Source organism: Ruegeria sp. HKCCD6604 (assembly GCF_013110635.1).
GTDB lineage: Bacteria > Pseudomonadota > Alphaproteobacteria > Rhodobacterales > Rhodobacteraceae > Ruegeria.
Genome location: NZ_WVQW01000001.1, coordinates 905,863 through 924,915, shown reverse-complemented (window position 1 = coordinate 924,915; position 19,053 = coordinate 905,863). Strand labels below are relative to the sequence as shown.

16 protein-coding genes and 1 pseudogene are annotated in these 19,053 nt (G+C 56.0%); 5 read left to right on the top strand and 12 right to left on the bottom strand.

Annotated elements, in window-relative coordinates; genetic code table 11:
• The first annotated feature begins 76 nt into the window (after positions 1–76).
• Positions 77–1,420, top strand: coding sequence for a glucuronate isomerase (gene uxaC, locus GS614_RS04605; protein WP_171725933.1), 1,344 nt, complete (start codon positions 77–79; stop codon positions 1,418–1,420).
• Positions 1,421–2,617: a mannitol dehydrogenase family protein gene (locus tag GS614_RS04600; protein WP_171725602.1), complete on the top strand. Its 1,197-nt coding sequence runs from the start codon at positions 1,421–1,423 to the stop codon at positions 2,615–2,617.
• Here GS614_RS04600 and GS614_RS04595 read toward each other — a convergent pair.
• The 10 genes and pseudogenes from GS614_RS04595 to GS614_RS04550 form a co-directional block, all read right to left on the bottom strand.
• The gene (locus tag GS614_RS04595; protein WP_171725601.1) at positions 2,604–3,467 is read right to left on the bottom strand and encodes a sugar kinase; all 864 of its coding nucleotides are present in this window, start codon (positions 3,465–3,467) and stop codon (positions 2,604–2,606) included. The genes GS614_RS04600 and GS614_RS04595 overlap by 14 nt on opposite strands.
• Positions 3,464–4,345 carry a DMT family transporter gene (locus GS614_RS04590; RefSeq protein WP_171362585.1) on the bottom strand — a complete coding sequence of 294 codons (882 nt, stop codon included), beginning with the start codon at positions 4,343–4,345 and terminating at the stop codon, positions 3,464–3,466. The genes GS614_RS04595 and GS614_RS04590 overlap by 4 nt, the downstream gene beginning before the upstream one ends.
• Positions 4,346–4,348: 3 nt before the next feature.
• Positions 4,349–5,275 (bottom strand): annotated as a pseudogene (locus GS614_RS04585) (NAD(P)-dependent oxidoreductase); the annotation flags it as partial.
• A 98-nt stretch (positions 5,276–5,373) separates the two neighbouring features.
• Positions 5,374–6,378 carry a Gfo/Idh/MocA family oxidoreductase gene (locus tag GS614_RS04580; RefSeq protein WP_171725599.1) on the bottom strand — a complete coding sequence of 335 codons (1,005 nt, stop codon included), beginning with the start codon at positions 6,376–6,378 and terminating at the stop codon, positions 5,374–5,376.
• A complete protein-coding gene (locus GS614_RS04575) occupies positions 6,375–7,877 on the bottom strand; it encodes a UxaA family hydrolase (RefSeq protein ID WP_171725598.1) in 1,503 nt (500 codons plus the stop codon). The genes GS614_RS04580 and GS614_RS04575 overlap by 4 nt, the downstream gene beginning before the upstream one ends.
• Positions 7,878–7,901: 24 nt before the next feature.
• On the bottom strand, positions 7,902–8,852 hold the full coding sequence (locus GS614_RS04570) for a phytanoyl-CoA dioxygenase family protein (RefSeq protein ID WP_171115133.1): 951 nt from the start codon (positions 8,850–8,852) through the stop codon (positions 7,902–7,904).
• Between the two features lie 10 nt (positions 8,853–8,862).
• Positions 8,863–10,485, bottom strand: coding sequence for a TRAP transporter large permease subunit (locus tag GS614_RS04565; protein ID WP_171167410.1), 1,623 nt, complete (start codon positions 10,483–10,485; stop codon positions 8,863–8,865).
• Entirely contained in the window at positions 10,485–11,285 is an 801-nt protein-coding gene (locus tag GS614_RS04560; RefSeq protein ID WP_253285285.1) for a TRAP transporter small permease subunit, read from the bottom strand. Before GS614_RS04560 ends, GS614_RS04565 begins: the two co-directional genes overlap by 1 nt.
• Before the next feature lie 58 nt (positions 11,286–11,343).
• Positions 11,344–12,513, bottom strand: coding sequence for a mandelate racemase/muconate lactonizing enzyme family protein (locus GS614_RS04555; protein WP_171725597.1), 1,170 nt, complete (start codon positions 12,511–12,513; stop codon positions 11,344–11,346).
• A 79-nt stretch (positions 12,514–12,592) separates the two neighbouring features.
• On the bottom strand, positions 12,593–13,606 hold the full coding sequence (locus GS614_RS04550; protein ID WP_152458529.1) for a TRAP transporter substrate-binding protein: 1,014 nt from the start codon (positions 13,604–13,606) through the stop codon (positions 12,593–12,595).
• Between the two features lie 198 nt (positions 13,607–13,804).
• Between GS614_RS04550 and GS614_RS04545 the strand changes: the two genes are divergently transcribed.
• Complete coding sequence (locus GS614_RS04545) at positions 13,805–14,455, top strand: GntR family transcriptional regulator (protein WP_171231342.1); 651 nt, start codon at positions 13,805–13,807, stop codon at positions 14,453–14,455.
• Here the strand turns inward: GS614_RS04545 and denD are convergent.
• Both denD and GS614_RS04535 read right to left on the bottom strand, forming a co-directional pair.
• A complete protein-coding gene (gene denD / locus GS614_RS04540) occupies positions 14,452–15,420 on the bottom strand; it encodes a D-erythronate dehydrogenase (protein ID WP_171362591.1) in 969 nt (322 codons plus the stop codon). The two genes, GS614_RS04545 and denD, sit on opposite strands and share 4 nt — an antisense overlap.
• The gene (locus GS614_RS04535; protein WP_171168624.1) at positions 15,417–16,301 is read right to left on the bottom strand and encodes an NAD(P)-dependent oxidoreductase; all 885 of its coding nucleotides are present in this window, start codon (positions 16,299–16,301) and stop codon (positions 15,417–15,419) included. Before GS614_RS04535 ends, denD begins: the two co-directional genes overlap by 4 nt.
• A gap of 190 nt (positions 16,302–16,491) precedes the next feature.
• Between GS614_RS04535 and GS614_RS04530 the strand changes: the two genes are divergently transcribed.
• Positions 16,492–17,250, top strand: coding sequence for an SDR family oxidoreductase (locus GS614_RS04530; protein WP_171725596.1), 759 nt, complete (start codon positions 16,492–16,494; stop codon positions 17,248–17,250).
• The gene (locus tag GS614_RS04525) at positions 17,247–19,043 is read left to right on the top strand and encodes an IlvD/Edd family dehydratase (protein ID WP_171725595.1); all 1,797 of its coding nucleotides are present in this window, start codon (positions 17,247–17,249) and stop codon (positions 19,041–19,043) included. The genes GS614_RS04530 and GS614_RS04525 overlap by 4 nt, the downstream gene beginning before the upstream one ends.
• The last annotated feature ends 10 nt before the right edge of the window (positions 19,044–19,053 follow it).

Sequence of the window (19,053 nt, the reverse complement as noted above, 5' to 3'; positions counted from 1 at the left end):
ATGCAACCATTAAAAACTGTGTTAACAATTGCGGGCGGCAGTATCGGAGGCAGAATTGACTGGCAATTTGAATGGGATGGCAGAAGACCTGTATCTGTGCATCAAGGACCTGCCGATCGTGTCTCCGCATGGTCACTGCGATCCGGGGTGGTTTGCAACCGATGCGCCGTTTCCCAACCCGGCAGAGCTGTTGGTGGTTCCCGACCACTACGTCTTCCGTATGCTCTATTCGCAGGGCGTTCCCTTGTCCGAACTTGGCGTTGGGGAAGAGGGGCGAAAGAAGGATCCTCGCACCGTTTTCCGCACTTTTGCCGAGCACTGGCATCTGTTTTTGGGAACGCCATCCCGGATCTGGATGAACTACGTGCTGCATGAAACGCTGGGCGTGTCTGACGAGTTGTCTCCGCGCACAGCAGACCTGATTTATGATAGGATCTCAGAACAGCTGGCGCTACCCGAATTTCGTCCGAGGGCTTTGTTCGACAGGTTTGGGATCGAGGTTCTGGCCACCACGGATTCCGCTCTCGACGGCCTCGTGGAGCATCAGGAGATCCGTGCAAGCGGTTGGGGCGGGCGGGTTGTTCCGACGTTCCGCCCAGACGGGGTTTTGGATGGGGCGGATCCGGAGTTCGTACAGAACCTGAACAAGTTGGCCGAACTGACAGGTTGCGATCTGGGCAGCTATGATGGCTATCTCGATGCGCTGCGGATGCGGCGGGCTTATTTCATCCAGCTGGGCTGTACAGCCACCGACCACGGTATCGAACGCGTGCAGACCAAGTGGCTGGAAGATCCGGATGCGCTGTACCAGCGGCTGAGACGGAGGGAAGGGACCGAACAGGACGCGCACCGGTTCTATGGGCATATGCTGATCGAAATGGCGCAGATGTCTGTCGATGATGGACTGACCATGCAGATACATGCTGGGAGCAAGCGCAACACGAACCACGCGGTAATGCGGGACTTCGGACGGGACAAGGGGGCCGACATTCCAATCGCGATGGATTGGGTCACGGGCCTTGAGGCGCTGTTGAACCGGGTCGGAAACTCAGCGGAACTGCGCATCATTCTGTTCACACTGGACGAAAGCACCTATGCCCGTGAACTGGCCCCCATGGCGGGACATTGGCCGTGCCTTCGGATAGGGCCGCCTTGGTGGTTCCATGACAGCCCAGCCGGGATTGCGCGGTATTTTGATCAGGTCGTTGAAACGGCCGGATATTACAACCTGGCCGGATTCAATGACGACACGCGAGCCTTTCTGTCCATTCCTGCACGACATGACCTCTGGCGGCGGGGCGTGGCGATTCATTTGGCCGAGCAGGTTGCGCGCGGTTACTTCGGTCGGGACAGTGCCGAGCATTTGGCGCGGCTGCTGTCGGTCGATCTGGCGAAACAGGTTTATGGATTGCAGAGTTAGATGGGTACAATTCTTCATTTCGGCCTCGGAAATTTTGCCCGGGCGCATTTGCTGGACTACACCGATCAAGCGGGCGGATGGGACGTTGTCGGCGTCAGCCTGCGTTCATCCTCGGTTCGGGATGGATTGACCCGTCAGGGTTTCGAGTACGACCTGTGCGTACAGGGGCAGGGCGTCCGGCGCATCAAGGCCCTGCGGGATGTTCTGGTCGCGCCCAAGGATCGTGCAGCGGTTTTTGACGCGATGGCGGATGCCGAAATTATCTCGGCGACCGTGACCGAGAAAGGTTATCATTTGGATGCCGCGGGCAAGCTGAACCTTCAAGATTCGGCGATTGCCGCCGATCTGGCGGGGCAAGGGCCTGCGACGCTGATCGGGTTTCTGGCTTTTGGCCTTGCGGAACGGCGCAAGCCAGTGACGGTGCTGAGTTGCGACAACCGCATGGAAAACGGAAAAACGCTCGAGATGGCCGTTTCCGATTTTGCGAATGCAGCCGGTCTGGACGTCAATTGGGATGCCGTTCGCTTTCCCAACGCGATGGTCGACCGGATCACCCCGGCCACTACGGACGCCGTTCGCGCAATCTGCGGCGATCCTATGGCCGTACCGACCGAAGCGTTCTCGGAGTGGGTGATAGAAGACAATTTCGCCGGTCCGCACCCGGAATGGCCTGGCGTGCAACTGGTCGATGATGTGGCACCGCACGAGATGCGAAAGCTGCGCATGTTGAACGGTGCCCATTCCCTGTTGGCTTATGCAGGTTTGGAGCGGGGCCTGACCTACGTTCACGAAGCGGTTCGAGACCCGGTCTTGCGCCCGCTGGTTTCCGGGTTGATGAAGGATGCGGGTGCAACGCTGCCCGCTGCGCTGCAAGCGCAGGTCATGGACTATGCCGAGGCTCTGTTGCGCCGGTTTGAAAACCCCGAGCTGGCGCACCGTTTGGACCAAATAGCGATGGATGGCAGCCAAAAGCTGCCCTATCGGTTTATTCCCACACTCCGTGAAACCGGGTCTCAGGCGGCGATCACGGGGGTGCGGGCCTGGATTTCCTATTGCACGTCTGAGACCGCCAAAGGCAGGGCGCTGAACGATCCTTGCGCGTCGGAAATCGCTTTGGCTGCCAAGCAGCCAGATCCGCTAGTACCGCTTTTGCGTCTTGTCGGGGCCGAAGACCTCGCGCCACTTATCCGGGAATGATCGCGCCGCGGAACTGAACAACGGTGGATGCCAGATTGTGTCCAGCCATCAGGGCCACGGCCTGTGATTTCCCGGTCAGCAAGGCCGCGAGGTACCCACCGTTGAAACTGTCGCCCGCCGCTGTGGTATCCAGTACGCTCTCGGCAGGCTCATAGGTTTGTTCAATGTTCTGACCGATGGACAGAGGGCCATTCTCACCGCGTTTCAACGCACCGATGCCGTGATGGACGGCAAAGCGTGCTGCCACCTGATCCGCGCTTTCCCCGAACAGTGCCATCTCGTCGTCGATGGATGGCAGGGCAATGTCAGCACGCCGCCAAAGCCGCTGGTTGATCTGCCGGGCGTGTTCAACGCTGTCCCAAAGACGCGGACGAAAGTTGCTGTCATAGACCAACCGGACGGAAGAGCCTTCGAGCCAGTCCAGAAGTGCAAGCCGAACCGCATGCGGAAGAATGGCCACGGAAATACCTGACAAGTAGAGCACGTCGTAACCATTTAGCGGGCTGAAATTGTGATCGGCAAAAAGCTGACGGGCGGCCGCCTCACTGCGCCAATAGGTAAAGCTGCGTTCACCGTCCGCGGATGTAGTGATTGCGTATAATCCAGGAGAGGCGTTCGGAATGATGCGGATGCCGGATGTCCCGATGCGATGGCTGTCGATGAAGTCCGCGATGCGCCCCGAAAACGGGTCGTCACCCAGACATGTCACATATTCCACCTGCAGGTCAGGCGCTGCGCGGCGCATGTAGATGGCTGTGTTCAGCGTATCCCCCGCTACGCCTACCTGTGCGCCGGTTTCCAGCATGGACAATTCGATCATTGCTTCGCCGATGCAGGCAATTCGCGTCATTTCTTTTCTCTTTTCCAGATGATGAGCCCGGCGACCATGATCAGCGCAGCTCCTGCCAACGTGAATGCATCCGGTACCGTGTTAAAGAACAGATAGCCCCAAATCGCAACATAGACTAGGAACGAATAGGTGAATGGCATCAACTGGTTGGCCGTTCCGAACCGATGCGCGTTCGTCAGCAGTTGATGCCCGCCCCAGCCAAAGACGCCAAGGCCGATCAGGACAATCAGGCTCCAGGTGTTTTCCGGTTGGACCCAGAACCAGAGGGCGAAGGGCAACAGAACCACAGTCCCGGTAAGCCCGAGGTAGAATTGCATGGTGTCCACCGCAACAACCCCGGACAGCCTGCGCGTCATGATCGAGTACAAGGCCAACGCGGTGGCGTTGTAGACGATCAGCAGCATAGTTGGATGAAAGGCCGAACCAAACGGCCGCACGACAACCAACACTCCCAGAAAGCCCAGGATGATGGCCGCCCAACGCCATGGGCCCACGCTTTCTTTCAATACAAAGACGGACAGAAAACACACGATGACAGGGCTGGAAAACATGATTGCCGATACGACGGTCAGAGGCAAAAACCGCAGGGCATAGAAATTAAAAACGGTCGCCGAGATCAGCAACAAGGCCCGGCTTATGACTTGCCATGGATGGTCCGTTTTGAACCGGCCGGCCTCAATCCCACCTTTGGCGATCACGCCCACCGAGATCACGAAGTGCCCCGCATAGCGCATGAACGCCAACTGAAATGCCGGCACGCCGGCCAACGCCAACCACTTGGCCCCAAGGTCCACCAGCGAAAAGATCAGCCACGCCATCAGCATCAGCACGATGCCAAGGCGCGGCAAGTCCGCAGTGGGGTTGGCGGTGACGCCCATCGATTAGGTGTTGAAACGCTTGACGTAGTAGTCAACCATCTGGCTGACCATGTCATCCGCCTGACCGTGGTCGCGCGCGTCCTTCAGCGCCGAAAGCGCACCCTGCGACATCACGCTTGAAACGCCTGCCTCGCGCGCCATTCGATCATAGTACCCAAGGTCTTTTGCAGCGTTCTTGATGGCAAAGGCCAGCTGGTTTGGATCATTCTCGACACCGTAGGCCTTCACGAAATCCATCATTCCGGAATGCAGCGGCCCTGCGGCCATCACGTCGTACAGCTGCTTGCGGTCAACACCGGTGATGTCGGCAATGGCAAAGGCTTCGGCCATCGCGTTCGCAACGGTCATTCCGAAGAAGTTGTTGATCAGTTTGATGGTGTGTCCCGATCCGACCGGGCCAAGGTAAAAGACGTTCTCGCCCAGATCCTTCAGTGTCGGCTCGGCCTTGTCAAAGGCCGCCTTGTCGCCGGAAGTCATGATGTTGAGATTGCCTTCCAGCGCGTGCGAGGGCGTCCGGCCAAGCGGCGCATCAAGATAGCTTCCGCCGGCTGCGGCAACCTCCTTGGCCAGGGCGCGCGTGCTGCCCGGAAGCGAGGTGCCAAAGTCGATGACGATCGCCCCGGGTTTCAGTCCCGCGATCACTCCATCAGCACCACGCATACGGCCCTCGACCTGTTCAGAGGTTCCCATGCACAGCATCACGATGTCGCAGACCTGAGCCAGTTCCCGGGCGTTTTGCGCCTCGCGGGCGCCCCGGTCAATGGCGGCGTCCAGATGTGTGCGGTCTCGGTTTCCCAACACGGTGACCGAGTATCCCTGGTCCAACAGCCGGCTCACCATGGCTCCGCCCATGAGACCCAGGCCGATAAACCCGATTGATGGTTTGCTCATTGGTTTCCCTTTCCGTGAATGTGTGTGGTTTTCATTCTTGTGTCTGGCGTGTGCGGTTTCGCGGTTTGGATGCTAATTCGCCCGGAGGACAATCGCTGGTTCTTGAGTGGCAGGTATATTGCCGGACCGTATGTACATCAGGCCGGCGCCCGCACTCGAGCTGATCGCGCCTTAAGCCCCATTTCGATCCTTGATGTGACTTCGAGCGTCCGGGCCGCATCCTCGACGTCGATCAGTGGAGACGCGCCGTCGATCACGTCAAGAAAGTGATCCAGTTGCGCCTCCAGCGGTGCGCGTTGCTGTTCCGGTCGTGTAAGTTGGTTTTTTTGGGCCGCAGTGCTCCAATCATTTCCGCGCCACAGGGTCATGGAGGGAAAACTGACAGCGCCGCTGGTTCCCGTGATCCACATCATGTCCTGGTGGGTCGTGCCGATGTTCGGATTTTCGCCGGTTCCGGCTTCAAACCCCCAGGGACTGGGCGCGGTGTCAGCAAAGCTGATGGCGCCCGTCGCGCCGTTTTCGAACGCAATCGCGACCGCGCCGCTTTCTATCCGATCCGATCCGCGGATCGACGCGCCGGGGAGTGCGACGACATCCGAGATTTCTCCGATCACAAAGCGCAGGACATCGATATCATGCACCAGGTTGATCAGGACCGGGCTGCCATCCGAAGTCCGCCAGTTCTGTTCAAAATAGCTTTCGGGCTTGCGCATGGCCCACAACAACGAGACGTTGATGACTTGTCCGATCGCACCTTTCTCGATCACTTTTTTCAGGTGCTGCAAGGTGCTGTGATACCGCCGGTGGTGCCCCACCAGGCTGCGGACTTCGGCTTGACGAACGGCCGTCTTCAGGCGCAGGGCATCATCGACCGACGCGGCAACCGGCTTTTCGATCAGCATGTGCCAACCGCGGGATGCGGCCAGAATGCCATGTTCGGCATGCAGGCGGGTCGGCGTTGCAATGATGACGCCATCCACCGGGTCCTGCACCTCGTCCATGCTGGCAAAACGCGGCGCGTCGATCTGGATCGAGCCGTCTGGATCGGCCAACCCGACCAACATGCAGCCGGGATGCTCGATCACGGCGCACACGTGACGGATACCTATCAATCCGCCGCCGGCTACAAGGATCCGTTTCACATCACCGCTCCGATCTGCCAGGGAACGAATTCGTAATCACCCAAGCCCTGCGCCTCGGACTTGGTTTGCTCACCCGAGGCGACTTGGAGCAGTCGTCGGTATATTTCCTGTCCTTTTTCTTCGACGCTGACGCCTTTGGTCAGGATGTCGCCCGCATCAACGTCCATGTCTTCAGGCATGCGCGCTGCCAATTCCGAATTGGTGGCGATTTTGAGCGTGGGCGCCGGTTTCGATCCAAATGCAGAGCCGCGCCCCGTGGTGAAGCACACAAGGTTGCACCCGGCCGCGATCTGCCCTGTCACCGAGGCTGGGTCATATCCGGGGCTGTCCATAAAGGTGAAGCCCTTGGCGGTGATGGGTTCGGCGTACTTGAACACACCGGTCAAAGGGCTGGTTCCGCCCTTCGCCGCCGCCCCCAGCGATTTCTCAAGGATGGTCGTCAGCCCCCCTTGTTTGTTGCCGGGGCTTGGGTTGTTGTCCATCGAACCGTGATTGCGGGCGGTGTAGTCCTGCCACCAATCGATCAGTCCGATCAGCCTTTCCCCGGTTGCGCGATCAAGGGCACGGCGGGTCAAAAGGTGTTCGGCTCCGTAAATCTCGGGCGTCTCCGCCAAGACACCCGTGCCGCCTTGGGCGACCAACAGATCGCAGGCGCGTCCGAGCGCCGGGTTCGCGGTCACTCCGGACCAGGCGTCCGATCCACCGCATTGTAGCGCAACCATCAATTCGGACGCAGGGGCTTCGCTGCGCCGCGCCTCATTGGCAATGGGAAGCATCTGATTAATCTTGGTGATGCCCATTTCCACGGTCCGGCGCAGTCCGGCGATGTTCTGGATGTTCATCGTCTGGAAAGTGGGGTTCTGCTTCAGCCCATACGCGTCCAGCAGCCAGTCGATCTGGTTCATCTCACAGCCCAGACCGACCATCAGAACGGCAGCGTGGTTGGGATGTTTCGCAAACCCCCACATGACCCGTTGAAGAGCTTCGAAACCGTCGCCTGAATCGGCCATTCCGCAGCCTGTTCCGTGGACAAAAGCCACCACGCCGTCGACATTTGGATACTCGGCCAGCTTGTCCGGCGTGAAGTGATTGGCGATCATGCGAGCCGCCGTCGCCGAACAGTTCACGGTGGTCAGAACCGCGATGTAATTCCGCGTACCGACCCGACCACTGTCCCGGTGGTAGCCCATGAACGTATCGACCGAAGCGGCGGGTCTCATAGGCCTGTGATCCGTCGCAAACTCATAGTCCACGCTGGTGTTGCGGAACTCGATATTGTGGGTATGCACATGATCGCCGGGGTGGATCATTTGGGTCGCGTAACCGATGATCTGGGCATATTTTCTCACCGGATCGCCCGGTACAATCATCTGCGTGGCGACCTTGTGGCCCGACGGGATGCGCGCATTGGTCGTGACATCCTCGACCAAACTGCCGACCTCCAGGGGCCGAGTTGCAACCACCACGCTATCCATTCGATCTAAACGTACAAAAGTCATAATCAGCTTTCCTGGCAGCCGAATCTAAGCGCAAAAGGGCGAGTCCGATGTCCACCGGTGAATATCTATGTGCGGTTGCCCGGACAGCCTTGCCCGCGCCGCCTCCCAATTTGACTTGCAGACACGCCAATCCCGCAGCTCGGTTTCGGGGCGCGATCTGGACCTCGCGATGAAGCTTGGGAAATGGTCTCGACCGGTGGGTTGGCCTGCTGCACTGAAGCGGATGTCGAACGACCAGCGGAACCGGTCCGTTTCATTGACCAGCGACGCATGTGGTGTCAGAGGGTGAAACAGGATGATCCCGCCCGCCTTGACAGGCAGGGGCAGGGCGCGGTCTTCGTCAATGAACCCGTCGGCAATGCCTGTCTGAGTCCGCGCGCAATGCGGCAGGATGGATTGGTCCTTTGCCTTAGGCAGCACTTGCAGGCAGCCGTTTTCGACCGTTGCATCGTTGACGGCAATCCAGACCGTGACCATGTCGGTCTGGTCCGCATCCTCCAACGCAACTGCCCGGTCCTGATGCCAGTCCGTTGCGGTGATATGCGCCCGCACCTCGTCCTTGGACAGCTTGAGGGCAGGGGGCTTCAGCCGAACGTGCTGGATCGGATTGCTGACCAACTCTGGCCCGATCAACTGCTCAACGATGTCCAGCATGGGTTGGGCCGTCAGCAAGTCGAACACGGCGGGCCCAATATGGAAAGGTGTGTCCGCCATGATCCGGTCGCCGGGCAATGAGATGTCCAATGGCTGAAAATAGTCGCAACCGGCCTGATAGGCGGACAGGAGTTTGTCCCAGAAGGACATCCCGGACGGTTCGTCCTTGACCAGCCCTTTATCGTACCAACCGTCATATAGCCGGTTCAGGACATCCGAGTATTCGGACTGCACCCGATCCAGGACATTGCCGGGAATTACATCCTCGACCACGAGGTATCCATCGGTCTGGAACTTGCCAATCTGATCTTGTGTCAGCATGTGTGCAACCTCACAAAAGCAGCGCGATGATGCCCGGCCAGATCAGAAGAACGGAAAGTGCCAGCAACTGGATCCCGATGAATGGCAGGAAGCCGCGGAAGATATCCGTCAAGCTGATATGCGGCGGGGCTACCGACTTCAGGTAGAACGCAGCCGGGCCGAACGGGGGGGACAGGAAGCTGACCTGCATGTTCATACAGAACACGACACCAAACCAGATCGCGACATGACTCGGTTGCAACTCGCCAATGAGACCGATTTCCTCGATAGGAAGGCGCAGGACGATCGGCAGAAAGACTGGAATAATTAGCAGCACGATGCCGACCCAATCCATGAACGCGCCCATGAACAGCAGGATCAGCATCATAACCAGAATGACCAGCATGGTCGGCAGGTCTTGCCCGACGATCAGGTCGGCCACGTATTGAGGTCCGCCGGCAATGGTGTAGGCACCCGCCAACGCGGCGGCCCCGATGGTGACCCAGATGATGGTGCCTGTTGATTTCAGCGTCCGCATCAAGCTGTCCCAAACCAGCTCGAATGATCCTTCGCCCCGCAGAATGGCGATGATCAGAACAGCGAAGGCGCCCATGCCTGCAGCCTCGGTGATGCCGGTGATCCCGCCATAGATCGAGCCGAGTACGACGCCGATGACGACCAGCGGCGCGACGAGGCCTTTGCCCATTTCCCAGCCGATTTTTGCGCGCTGTCTCCCAAAGACAAAGAAGATCAGCAGTAGGGCGACGATGGTGATGCCGGCAAACCAAGGCAGGTAGTCAGCCGTACCCAGCCGTGCGGGCTCGCCCTGGCTGGCAGCGTTCGAGCCGGAAAGCTCAAAAAACGCAGCCCGGATAAAAAGAACAGTAGAGAACCCAGCGACGACGATGCTCATGAAGGCCGCAAACAGTTTGCGCTTTTCAGCCGGTTCGGGGTCGCTCGGGTCCGGTTCCGGCAGCGGCGCGTGGTGAGGATTCAGCCGCGTGCGAATGATGATGTACAGGATGATCATCGAGGCCAGCATGAAGCCGGGAATGAAAGATGCGGTGAACAGCGACTTGATCGAGGTTTCGGTGATCAGCCCATAGATGATCAGAACGATCGAGGGCGGGATCATGGTACCCAGCGACCCCGAGGCGCAGATGACGCCGATTGCGAGGTTCTGATCATAGCCGAGGCGCAGCATCTGGGGCAGGGCGATCAGGCCCAGCAGGACAACCTCACCGCCGATGATGCCGGACATGGCCGCCATGATCACTGCCATAATCGAGGTCACGATCGCGATACCGCCACGCGTTCTGGACAGCCAGACATTCAGCGACGAATACATGTCGCGCGCGATCCCGGACCGCTCTAGCAGCGACGCCATGAAGATGAACAAAGGCACGGAAATAAGCACGTAGTCCGTTAAGAGCCCGTATATCTTTTGCGCCAGAATATAGAGTGGCCCAGTGCCTGGCCGCCCGGTGAGAATCCCGTCGCCGAATGAAAACGGGTTCAAAAGAAGTGTCGGTTCGAACTTCAGGACAAGAACCAGAACCGCAAGCGAAGCCGAGGCCAGACCCAGGGGCATCCCGATCGCCAGGAGAATGATCAGGGCGACCATCAGGATGAGTGAGATTGTTCCAATATCCATCAGTCTTGTCCCACCGCCCGTTTGATCATTTCAATTTCGTCTTCGTCCGGTTCATCTGTGTGGATTTCCGGTTCTTTGTTCCAATCCGCAACCAAGTTCAAAATTGCCTGCATTGCGACGAGCGTAATCACGATCAGTACCATCGGCTGCAACGTCGCCGGGATCGGAGGATTGAAGGCGGAGCCGTAAAGCTCCCATTTATAGAGCTTGTTGACGAACACCTGTTTGTAACTGCCGTAGACCAGAAAGAAGGCAAACAGGACGATCAGTATTGTTGAAACCGTGTCAAAAACGCGCTGAAGCCAACGTGGAACTGCGTCGTAAAGCAGGAATATTCGTATGTGACTGCGTTGCTGCATGGCATAGTAGCCAGACATCAAAAACACAAAGCTGGCGAACCACAGTGTCATTTCGTTGGCCCACTCGGTCGGCTTTTCAAGGATATAGCGCATGAAGACTTCGTAGAGCATGACGACAGTCATGATTGCTATCATCATCATCGTAACTCGGCCGATGAACAGGGCGAAACGATCCATAACCGTCGAGCCTTCGAACTCCATCGTCGCCGGGCGCACGGTCTTTGTACCAATCACTGCAAGAAATGGCAGAAGGACGAGCGCAGCCACGTCGATGATGTCGACAAACCCCCCGAACACACCCGGCAATTCTGGCGTGACGTCGCTGCGTAGATATATTTCCGTTACCTGATTTTTGAGGGATTCAGAGGTGTAAGGCAGCCAATCCAACAGGAATGCTGGAAGATGCCAAACAAGCCAACTGGCAGTCGCGACGAAGGCCAACGGTATGAGCCATTCAATTGGTCCGCCTGAATTCTTGTGCATCGCGTAACCCTCGTCCCTATCCTTCGATCCTGTAGTGATCGATAAAGTCTCGATCCGGCTCGACACCCAGTCCGGGGCCAGTCGGGATCATGACACGACCATTATTGGCCTTGACCTGATTTTGAATTTCCAGCGGTACGGTCAGCAGATCGTCCCGAAACTTGTTGTCCGTTGTGTCGAACTCCAGCATCGGCTCCCATGGATGCAAACCGCCCGGAATTGATGGCATGGCCGCCAGTAGGTGCAGATTGGTTGCGACGGCGATGGCGCTGCCCCAGACGTGATTTACGACCGGAGTGAAATGTGCGTGGCATAGAGCCAGTACCCTGAGATACTCTGAAACACCGCCCAAAGCGCATACTTCTGGCTGCGCTATATCAATGCCGCGATTTTCAAGAAGATTGCGCCAGGCCCAGCGATTGAAAACCGCCTCTCCGCCCGAGATGTTGACTTTAAGCGAACTGCGCAGTTCGCGGTACCCGTCAATGTCTTCTGGCGCGACCGGTTCTTCGAACCAATATGCGTCCAGCTCTTCCAGCGCCCGACCGACAAAAAACGCGTCCGAAGTCGTATAGGCATGGTTCGCATCGACCATAAAAGGAAAGTCGTCACCAACTCCGCGTCGAACTGCTTCGCACAGCTTCACATCAGGCTTCGGGCCAAAGCCCGTTTTCATTTTGGTGGCGGTAAATCCCATTGCCTTGATCTTTGCGGCTTCATCCTCAAAACGGCTGGCCAGATGAGAAATCGGTTCATCCCGGAGCATCATGCCGTAGCCGTAGCAAGGAACGCTTTTGCGATGCGCGCCCCCGACAAGTTTATGGAGGGGGAGGCCAGAGATTTTTCCGGTGATGTCCCAAAGTGCGATGTCCACCCCGGACAAAGCCTGTATTGGCATTCCGCCTTGGCCATGGTCTCGCAAAAGGTTGTACACCTTGTGCCAGATCACGTCTTTGTCCAAAGGGTCCAAGCCGAGGACCATTGGTTGGATGACCTTTTCGACGATGGACTTGTTGGCTATGGCTACGTTTCCGGGACCAAAGCACTCGCCCCAACCGGTTACCCCTTCATCTGTCTGAATCTCGACCAGATGGGTTGTGCGCCTGTCATAATACTGTTGCGAATAGCCCAGAACTTCCGGCATGTCGTACTGCAGTACATGACTTATAATTCTGGTGATTTTCATGAAGTTCTGAATCCTGGCGCAGATGCGGAGAGGCCGCTGGTGCGGCCTTTCCGAGTGTCCTAATTCGGTCGAAGCCTGATTACTGCATTGCGCCCAGGTCACGCAGGAAGTTGATGTGGCTTTCCAAAAGCGCCTGTGCCTCAGGAGTCGTTGCGAATTCAGTCCAACCAACCTGAACGGCCGCGCGATACGCTGCCAGGTCTTCAGGCGACCATTCGTACAACTGAACACCTTTTGCCTTCAGGTCTTTTGCAGTCTGAGCGTTCTGCACTTCATTGATTGTGGCATTGTGCAATGCCAAGCTATCCATTGCGACTTCCATGATCTTCTTGTGGTGCGCAGGCATCGCTTCCCAGACGTCTTTGCGACAGGCTAGGTGATCTGCGGGCATCGAGTGGAAACCGGGATAGTTTGTATGACCTGCGATCTCGTACAGACCGAGGCCCACGTTGTTAGTCAGGTTCGCAGCATCCGCACCATCAATGATGCCGGTTTCCAAGGCCGTAAAGATTTCGTTGAAGTCCATCACGATCGGAGAAGCACCAAGTTCCGCGAACACTTTGGTTGCAAGGCCTGGAGGCGAGCGGAATTTCCAATCCTTGAAGTCTTCAACTTTTGCAATCGGCTTGGTCGAAGAAAGCGACTCCGGCCCGGGAATCCACCATCCGATGAACTCCATGTCGTAGCCGTTGTATAGATCGTTTACAGCTTCTCTTCCGCCGCCATGAAGAAGCCAAGCCATTTGCTGGTATGGGTTCTGATATCCGCCGAGCAGGTCACCCGCAAACTGGAAGGCCGGGTTTTTCCCGGTCTGATAGCCGCCGCCCGTCATGTCGCAATCCAGAATTCCCGTAGCTGCGGCATCGAAGGTTTCAACCGATTTGACCACCGAAGAGGAATAGAACATTTCAACTTCGATTTCGCCGTTCGACATTTCCTGAATGTCTTCAACGAATTTTGCAGCCATCTGGCCAGACAGAGTTTCGGGCGAAAAATGGGTTTGAATTCTAAGCTTCGTTGTTTCAGCCATTGCGAAACCGGCTGCCATTGTCGTGGCTACGGCCGCCACGGCCGCTGTCTTGACTATTTTCATATTGTCCTCCCAGACGTTGTGCGTTGCGCGGTGTGGAAGATCTTGCCGCCTCCTTTGCTGTCACGCAGGTAAACGTTAAGCCGACGAATCGAATGCAACAAGAAAAAATTGAAATTTCTAAAAATTTCGAGATTCTTGCGATAATTCGAAAATAAGGTTAGGACGCTACTTGGACAAAACTTTAAGGTGCATGCCGGTATGAACGAAGAAATAGATATTTATCAAGACCTTAAGATGCGCCTGATCTCTAATGGATTCGAGCATGGAGCCAAGGTGCGGGCCGAAGAACTACGTAAAGTGTATGGCTGTTCGGCAAGTGCCGTTCGTGAAGTCCTTTTTCGTTTGGCCGCTGTTGGTTTGGTGGACTTTCAGGAACAAAAAGGTTTTCGCGTACCAAAGCGTTCACCGCAGAAGCTTATCGAATTGACGCATGTCCGTGTTCTGTTGGAGGCCGAAGGCACCGCAATGTCGATCCGAAATGGCGGGGTGGATTGGGAAGCAAGATTGACGGCTGCACATCACAAACTCAGCCATATCGAAAAACGCATTCACGCCACGGACGACCCAAGCGACCTTGTCGAGATCTGGTTTGCCTCGGAAAAGGAGTTTCACCAGACGCTTATTTCTGCCTGTGGTTCGGAAACCTTAAAACAATTGCATAGCCGGATTTACGCGCAATTCAGACAACAGTTGATGGTGGCAGACCGGAACTTTGAGTTCATTTCTCAGAACATAAGGCATCATGCAGATATACTTGAAGCGGCATTGTCGGGGGATGAGCAGTTAACACGGGAGAAAATCCACAATCATCTGAAACGCCATCTAACCGGAAAGACGATGGGCGACTAAGGCCGAAAATCGTCTTCCAAATACACCTGAATGATATCATCAAAACTTGATTCCGCCTCAAACCCCAGCTTCAGAGCGCGATCTGTTTGAAAGTCGCGCGGCCAATTCTTGACTATTCCTTCAATTGTCTTGTCTGGTTTTCGCCTGATTAGGCCAACCGCGCCTTGACCGGCGACATTGCGCAGAGCTTCGATTTGTTCGGCGACGGTGCAACTGACACCTGGCATGTTCAAGGCGCGTCGGTCATTCAAAAGCTGCGTGTCCAATGTTGCTGCGTGGGTCAAAAAAGTCGCAGCGGCGCGGGGGCTAGCGTGCCAGTGTCGAACAGTTTCGGCAACTGGCAAGACAGCCTCATCCCCATTCAATGGCTCTCGGATTATACCTGAAAAGAAGGACGAAGCGGCAGCGTTGGCTTTGCCCGGGCGCACACACAAAGTGGGCAAGCGCAAGGAAACACCGTCGATATATCCTTTCCTGCTGAAATCCGTGATCATCAATTCAGCCGCCGCTTTCTGCGCTCCGTAACTTGTCAAAGGTGCCGAGAGGAATTCATCGCTTATCTTTTCAGGGAATGGTGACCCGAAAACTGCTATGGACGAGGCAAAAACCAGGCGAGGTGTGTACTCCCTTCCTGATGCCTCGTGTTCATCCTTAAGTGCGTTCAGCAGTGCCCACGTTGCCATAAGGTTTACATCCCAACCCAACGCAAAGTCTGTTTCAGCTTGGCCTGAAACGATAGCTGCAAGATGAAAAATGACGTCTGGCCGCTGCGTAGCAAAAGACTTAGCTATGCCTGACGCAGTCAAGTTCCCCACAATTTGATTACCTGCCGCACTGTCGGGCGGGAACGAGAGATCGAACAGTGAAACTTGGGCATCGGCTCCAAAGGTTTCTTGGGTCGACACGCGATGGGCCAGTTTCTGGCCCAGCATTCCTCCGCCGCCTATAATCAGGATCCGCGTCACAGCATTCCGTTCCGTTTTTTGAGTTCTAGATACAAAGCCGAATGATCCAGTTCGGCCCCATCCATTTCGTCAATCAGATATTCGAAACGGTCGCGCACAGATTGGGTGCTAGGTAGCTCAACGCCAAGGCTTCGCGCTTCCTCCAGCGTGTTGTCCAAATCCTTTAACTGAAACTTGGACAAACCTCCGGGTACAAAATTTCCGTCAGACATGCGTTCGCCATGTTGTTGCAAGATAATGCTATCAGCAAATCCCCCCTTCAGTGCGGCCCTCAACGCGGCAGGGTGAGCCCCGCCTCGCTGAGCCAGTAAAGTCGCTTCGGCGACAGCCGATATAGTCACAGCGACAATCGTCTGATTGGCCAATTTGCACAATTGGCCAGAACCACTTGGGCCTACATGCACAGGGCGGCCCATTGCTGACAGAACTGGTCGGACGCTCTCCATAACGTCCTGATCACCACCGACCATGATCGCAAGCGTGGCAGCTTCGGCACCTTTGGTGCCGCCGGAAACCGGGGCATCGAGATGCTGCAACCCCATCGAAGACAATTGCGCGGATTGTTCACGGGCGTGTTCGGGTTTGGCGCTGGACATATCAATCCAGATCATTCCGGGTTTGAGTTGTTTGCGGAAAGCCTCGTCAGAAAGTAGCGCGCCGGTCGCGTATCCGTCCGACAGCATCGTTACAATTACGTCTGCACCCGAAACCGCCAGCGGGGCAGTTTCCGCCAATGTCGCGCCTTCCGCCGTCAACGGTTTTGCCTTATCCAAGCTGCGGTTCCATACAGTTAACGGAAATTCGGCGCGCAAAATATTCCTCGCCATAGGAGCGCCCATCAGGCCGGTTCCCAATAGAGCTACTTTGAACTGCTTGCTCATAATCCTCTGTCCTTCCGAAGGTGCGCCACGCATGGTTATGGCCAAACCAAAATCTCTGTCATACGCTAACGGCTCTGGGCCCACATGCCAGAAGTCGTTGCAAATCCACCAAGGTTTCTTTGCTTCTCGGTTGATCTGTGGGACGAAGCAACACTTGTCCAGTCGCCACTTTTAGGGTCGGAAAATATATATGTCAGAGAGACTTAAGGGAAAAAACGTCCTGGTTACAGCCGCCGCACAAGGGATCGGACTTGCAAGCGCAATTGCGATGGCAAGAGAGGGTGCGAAAGTCTATGCGACGGATATTGACCCTGAAAAACTAAAATTGATTCGCGATCGGAATCTCGAAAATCTCGAAATTTTCGAGATGGATGTGACAAATAATGACAGTATTCATCATGGGGTCGCGCGAGCGCGGCCGGATGCTTTGTTCAACTGCGCCGGGTTCGTGCATCATGGAACTATTCTGGATGCAACCGATGAAGAATGGGACTTCGCCATGGACCTGAATGTGCGTTCAATGGTGCGCACAACAAAGGCTGTATTGCCGGGGATGCTAGAGCGCGGAGGAGGCTCGATTATCAACATGTCTTCCGCATTGGGTTCCATAATCGGTGCGCCAAATCGTTTTGTATATGGAACAACTAAGGCTGCTGTTGTTGGGCTGACGAAATCGGTAGCCGTGGACTTCATAACACAAGGAATTCGGTGCAATTGCATTTGTCCGGGAACAGTCGACAGTCCCAGTTGGCGTGACCGCGTAGATGCGTTGGGCGAGCAACTGGGCAGCAGAGAAGAAGCCCTTGCACAATTTGTGGCGCGTCAGCCCATGGGGCGTGTAGCGAAGGCAGAAGAGATTGCTGCATTGGTCGTCTATTTAGCGAGCGATGAAAGTGCATTCACCACGGGACACACGCACATAATTGATGGGGGATGGTCAGGCCAATGACTAAAATATCAAAAAATGATCTGCGATCTCGCAAGTGGTTCATGAATTCTGAGAACCTTGAGATGACGGCATTGTATCTTGAGAGATACCTGAATTACGGATTGACCCGCGCTGAACTGCAATCCGGCAAGCCGATCATTGGGATTGCTCAGACCGGGAGTGATTTGAGCCCCTGCAACCGGCATCATATCGAGTTGTCCAAACGCGTTCGCGACGGAATCATCGCCGCCGGGGGAACGTGCATCGAAATACCGGTCCACCCGATACAAGAGACCGGTAAACGGCCAACGGCCTCTCTCGACCGCAATCTGGCTTATCTGTCCCTGGTTGAGAGTCTATTCGGGTATCCGATTGATGGCGTTGTTCTGAACATTGGTTGCGACAAGACCACGCCCGCACTTCTTATGGCCGCTGCGACCGTCAACATCCCAGCGATTGCCCTGTCGGTCGGCCCAATGCTCAACGGCTGGTGGAAAGGTGAGCGCGCAGGATCAGGAACGGTTATTTGGAAAGCGCGCGAAGACCTTGCGGCTGATGAAATCGACACCGATGAGTTCATGGAGATCGCAGCCGCCGCGGCACCTTCGGTGGGGTATTGCAATACGATGGGAACAGCAACGACCATGAATTCGCTTGCTGAAGCCTTGGGTATGCAATTGCCAGGATCAGCAGCCATACCAGCCCCGTACAGAGAGCGCGGTCAAATCAGTTATGAAACGGGTAAACGCATTGTGGACATGGTCTGGGAGGATTTACGCCCCAGTGATGTGATGACACGTCAGGCTTTTGAGAATGCGATTGTCATAAACTCGGCGATCGGCGGATCGACAAATGCGCCGATCCACCTGAATGCAATCGCCCGGCATCTTGGTGTTCCATTGAACAACGATGATTGGCAGAAGCTTGGCCACGACGTTCCTCTGTTGGTTAACATGCAGCCTGCGGGAAAATATCTGGGCGAAGATTACCAACAGGCCGGGGGCATTCCCGCAGTTGTCGGAGAGCTTCTTGATACAGGATTGCTGCCGCATCCCGATGCGATAACGGTGAACGGTAAGACGATAGGCAAAAATTGCTCGACGCGCCGGTCTCAGAATAGCGACGTAATCAAGCCTGTCAGTAGCCCGGTTAAGCCACAGGCGGGGTTCATCAATCTCTCGGGCAACTTGTTCGAGAGTGCGATTATGAAGACATCTGTGATTTCGCAGGCATTTCGAGAGACCTACTTGTCGAACCCGGATGATCCTAATGCATTTGAGGGCAGGGCGGTTGTGTTTGATGGGCCCGAGGATTTTCACCATCGGATCGATGATCCCGCCGAAAAAATCGATGCAAACTGTATTCTGATTATGCGCGGAGCAGGACCAAAAGGGTACCCGGGTGCCGCAGAGGTCGTGAACATGCGTCCGCCTGCATATTTGTTGAAACAAGGCATCGAAGCCCTTCCTTGCATCGGTGATGGTCGACAATCCGGCACATCAGGTAGCCCGTCTATCCTGAATGCTTCACCAGAAGCTGCAGAGGGCGGTGGGTTGGCCTTGGTGCGAACTGGCGACCGACTGCGCATCGATCTAAGCAAAGGCACTGCAGATATGCTGGTTTCGCTTGAAGAGCTGCATGAACGCGCCCGCGATCTGGAGGCAAAGGGTGGGTATACAATGCCGCCCAATCAATCCCCATGGCAGGAAATATTCCGCGAAAAAGTAGATCGGTTGGATCGCGGTATGACGCTCAAGGGTGCCGAAAACTACCGCGATATCGCGCGAGGCTTCATGCCACGCGACAATCACTAAAAGGAACAGA

Excerpts from the sequence above, each read along its gene's own strand:
- uxaC (WP_171725933.1), top strand. The coding sequence starts at position 77 with ATGGCAGAAGACCTGTATCTGTGCATCAAGGACCTGCCGATCGTGTCT.
- GS614_RS04600 (WP_171725602.1), top strand. The coding sequence starts at position 1,421 with ATGGGTACAATTCTTCATTTCGGCCTCGGAAATTTTGCCCGGGCGCAT.
- GS614_RS04595 (WP_171725601.1), bottom strand. The coding sequence starts at position 3,467 with ATGACGCGAATTGCCTGCATCGGCGAAGCAATGATCGAATTGTCCATG.
- GS614_RS04590 (WP_171362585.1), bottom strand. The coding sequence starts at position 4,345 with ATGGGCGTCACCGCCAACCCCACTGCGGACTTGCCGCGCCTTGGCATC.
- GS614_RS04575 (WP_171725598.1), bottom strand. The coding sequence starts at position 7,877 with ATGACTTTTGTACGTTTAGATCGAATGGATAGCGTGGTGGTTGCAACT.
- GS614_RS04570 (WP_171115133.1), bottom strand. The coding sequence starts at position 8,852 with ATGCTGACACAAGATCAGATTGGCAAGTTCCAGACCGATGGATACCTC.
- GS614_RS04565 (WP_171167410.1), bottom strand. The coding sequence starts at position 10,485 with ATGGATATTGGAACAATCTCACTCATCCTGATGGTCGCCCTGATCATT.
- GS614_RS04555 (WP_171725597.1), bottom strand. The coding sequence starts at position 12,513 with ATGAAAATCACCAGAATTATAAGTCATGTACTGCAGTACGACATGCCG.
- GS614_RS04550 (WP_152458529.1), bottom strand. The coding sequence starts at position 13,606 with ATGAAAATAGTCAAGACAGCGGCCGTGGCGGCCGTAGCCACGACAATG.
- GS614_RS04545 (WP_171231342.1), top strand. The coding sequence starts at position 13,805 with ATGAACGAAGAAATAGATATTTATCAAGACCTTAAGATGCGCCTGATC.
- GS614_RS04535 (WP_171168624.1), bottom strand. The coding sequence starts at position 16,301 with ATGAGCAAGCAGTTCAAAGTAGCTCTATTGGGAACCGGCCTGATGGGC.
- GS614_RS04530 (WP_171725596.1), top strand. The coding sequence starts at position 16,492 with ATGTCAGAGAGACTTAAGGGAAAAAACGTCCTGGTTACAGCCGCCGCA.
- GS614_RS04525 (WP_171725595.1), top strand. The coding sequence starts at position 17,247 with ATGACTAAAATATCAAAAAATGATCTGCGATCTCGCAAGTGGTTCATG.